The following is a 2,912-nucleotide window of genomic DNA, read 5'->3' as shown; positions in this document are numbered from 1 at the left end:
GGCGCCGGGGGCCTGGGCGCGCGGGGCGGAATCGCGCGGCAAAGGCCGGGTCTCGATCTCCTTCAGCAGGCCGCCCACGCCCATGCGGGCGATCTCGGCGCTGGCCACCGGAAGGCCGGCGAAGAGCCGCTGCAGCACCCAGTCGAAGCCGTTCAGCTTCGGGCTGCGGGCGCAGCCGGGCAGCACCAGGGCCGGGATCTCGCCGATGCGGCCCAGGCAGAGCAGATTGCCCGGATCCACCGGCATGCCGAAATGCTCGATCGTGCCGCCGGCGCGGGTGATGGCGGCGGGGCCGGCATCGCGCCGGTCCACCACGGCGGACGCCCCGGCGATCAGCAGCAGCTCGGCGCCGGCGCGCTTCAGCCGGGTGAGCGCCTCGGCGATGGCGCCTTCCTCGTGCCGGCAGCGCTCGGGCGGCAGCAGCTGGCCGGCCAGCGCGGTGACGCGCGCCTCGGTCGCCTCCACCGCGCCCTCCATGATGCTTTCCTTGAGCCCGGGCAGCTCGGTCAGCACCAGCCCCACCTTCAGCGGGCGGAAGGGGTGGATGGCGAGGGCGCGGCCGCTGCGCGCCACGGCCTCCGCCACCTGCAGCACGCCGCCCGGCACGGCGAAGGGGATGATCTTCACCGTCGCCAGCATTTCCCGCGCCGTGACGGGGGTATAGTTGGGCAGGGTGGCCAGGGTGATGCTTTCGTCCAGCGCGTTGAGGCGGTGGATCAGCGCCTCGTTCACCACCAGCAGCCCGGCGGCATCGGCCAGCATGTTCACCCGGCCCGTCGCGGCGCGGGAGCGGGCCAGCAGCGGGCCCAGCAGCGCCTCGCCCAGGCGGTGCGCGGCCTCGTCCTCCGGCACGTCGCCGGATTCCAGGCGGGCGGCCACCACCTCCCGCTTGCCGGCGGCGCGCAGCGCCTCGATCGCCTCGGCCTCCAGCACGGTGCCCTTCTTCAGGACACGGCCGGGGAGGCGCAGCGTGTGCGCCAGCACCGCGCCCTGCGCGGCATCGAGCGGGGTGGGGCCGAAGATCATGCGCTGTTCCTGGTGCCGAGGGCGGCGCCGCGGCGCCGCGCCACGATCTCGGCCATGATGGAGAGGGCGATTTCCGGCGCGGTGACGGCGCCGATCGACAGGCCGATGGGGGCGGCGATGCGCGCGCATTCGGCCTCGGTCAGCCCCGCCTCGGCCAGCCGCGCCAGGCGCTTGGCATGGGTGCGCCGGCTGCCCAGCGCGCCGACATAGAAGGCGGGGGAGCGCAGCGCGACCTCGAGCGCCGGGTCGTCCAGCTTCGGGTCGTGGGTCAGCGTCACGACGGCGCTGCGGGAATCCGGGGCCAGGCGGGCCATCGCCTCGTCCGGCCAGTCATCGACCAGGGTGATGCCGGCGCCGAAGCGTTCCTCGGTGGCGAAGGCGCGGCGCGGATCGACCACGGTGACGGCATAGCCGAGCCCCACCGCCATCGGCACCAGCGCCTGGGCGATGTGGACGGCGCCGACCACGATCAGCCGCAGCCGCGGATTGTGCGGCTGCACGAACCAGCTCTCATGGCCCTCGGTCAGCGTCGCGGCGGCGTCGCTGGCCAGCGCCGCCTCGGCCGCCGCGCGCAGCGCCTCGGGCAGGGTGTCCTCGGGGTGCAGGTGCTGGGCGCCGTCGGAGAGGCGCGTCAGCACCGCGACCGGGCGGCCCTCGGCGCGCGCCGCCTGCAGCCGGGCGAGCAGCGCCGCCTTCATGCCGCCTGTCCCGGTTCGAGCTTCTCGACAAACACCTTCAGCTTGCCGCCGCAGGCGAGGCCCACCTCCCAGGCGCGCTCGTCGCTGATGCCGAAATCCAGCAGCTGCGGCGTGCCGCTGTCCATGGTGGCGCGGGCGGCCTCGGCCACCGCGCCCTCGATGCAGCCGCCGGAGACGCTGCCGGCCAGCCGGCCGGAGGCGGTGACCGCCAGATGCGAGCCCGCCGGGCGCGGCGAGCTGCCCCAGGTCTCCACCACGGTGGCCAGGGCGACGGTCTCGCCCTGCTTCAGCCAGGCCTCGGCGGTGCCGAGGATGTCCTCCTGGTCGCTCATGCCATACCTCCCGCAACGCCGCGCGGCGCCGGGGCGGAAAGGCTCGCCACCAGCGCGCGCAGGCTGTCGATGTTGTGGACCGGACGGTGCTCATGCACCAGGGGGAGCATGGTGCGCACCCCCTGCGGCCGCGGCTGGAACCCGGCATAGCGCAGCAGCGGGTTCAGCCAGATCAGCCGGCGGCAGGAATTGCGCAGCCGCTCGGTGGCCGCCGCCAGCCGCGCCAGGTCGGCGGCGTCGCCGCGCTCCAGCCCGTCGGTGATCAGCAGCACCACGGCGCCCTGGCCCAGCACGCGGCGCGACCATTGCCGGTTGAACAGTTCCAGCGCCGCGCCGATGCGGGTGCCGCCCGACCAGTCCTGCACCGCGTGGCCGACCAGCTCGAAGGCCACCTCGGCGTCGCGGTGGCGCAGCTGGCGGGTGATGTTGGTCAGCCGCGTGCCGAACAGGAAGGCGGCGACGCGGTCGCGGTCATTGGTCACCGCATGGATGAAATGCAGCAGGATCTGCGCATAGCGCCCCATGCTGCCGGAGATGTCGCAGAGCACCACCAGCGGCGGCGGCCGCACCACGCGCTGGCTGCGGCGCAGCGTGGTGATCTCGCCGCCCTGGCGCAGGCTGGCGCGCAGCGTGGCGCGCAGATCGGCCCGCGCGCCGGAAGGGTGCGGGCGGAAGCGGCGCGTCGGGCGGTGGTCCAGCGGCAGGGACAGGCGGCGGATCTCGGCGCGGGCATTGGCCAGCTCGGCGGCGCTCATCGCCTCGAAATCCATCTTCCGCAGCGCCTCGCTGGCGCTGACCGTCATCGTCGCCTCGATGCGCCGCTCCTCGGGCGGGGGCGGGGCGGCGGGCGGGGTGC

At 74.9% G+C, this 2,912-nt stretch carries 4 protein-coding genes; all 4 read right to left on the bottom strand.

The features are described 5' to 3' along the window. Window positions 1-1,026, bottom strand: a 1,026-nt coding sequence (locus HMPREF0731_RS24905; RefSeq protein WP_007002596.1) for a molybdopterin-binding protein, incomplete at its 3' end; no start/stop codon positions are given. Continuing rightward, complete coding sequence (locus tag HMPREF0731_RS03285; RefSeq protein WP_007002595.1) at window positions 1,023-1,724, bottom strand: XdhC family protein; 702 nt, start codon at window positions 1,722-1,724, stop codon at window positions 1,023-1,025. The genes HMPREF0731_RS03285 and HMPREF0731_RS24905, both read right to left, overlap by 4 nt. Beyond that, window positions 1,721-2,056 (bottom strand): XdhC family protein, encoded by a 336-nt coding sequence (locus tag HMPREF0731_RS03280; RefSeq protein ID WP_007002594.1) that lies wholly within the window; start codon window positions 2,054-2,056, stop codon window positions 1,721-1,723. Before HMPREF0731_RS03280 ends, HMPREF0731_RS03285 begins: the two co-directional genes overlap by 4 nt. Next, window positions 2,053-2,912, bottom strand: an 860-nt coding sequence (locus tag HMPREF0731_RS03275) for a vWA domain-containing protein (protein ID WP_007002593.1), incomplete at its 5' end; no start/stop codon positions are given. The genes HMPREF0731_RS03275 and HMPREF0731_RS03280, both read right to left, overlap by 4 nt.

The sequence above is a fragment of the Pseudoroseomonas cervicalis ATCC 49957 genome (genome assembly GCF_000164635.1).
In the GTDB taxonomy this organism is placed as follows: Bacteria; Pseudomonadota; Alphaproteobacteria; order Acetobacterales; family Acetobacteraceae; genus Pseudoroseomonas; species Pseudoroseomonas cervicalis.
Note: the sequence above shows the minus strand (reverse complement) of the source record. Positions and strands in the feature narration are given on the sequence as shown.

Coding starts and splice junctions, on each gene's coding strand:
- HMPREF0731_RS03285 (WP_007002595.1), bottom strand. CDS start 1,724: ATGAAGGCGGCGCTGCTCGCCCGGCTGCAGGCGGCGCGCGCCGAGGGC.
- HMPREF0731_RS03280 (WP_007002594.1), bottom strand. CDS start 2,056: ATGAGCGACCAGGAGGACATCCTCGGCACCGCCGAGGCCTGGCTGAAG.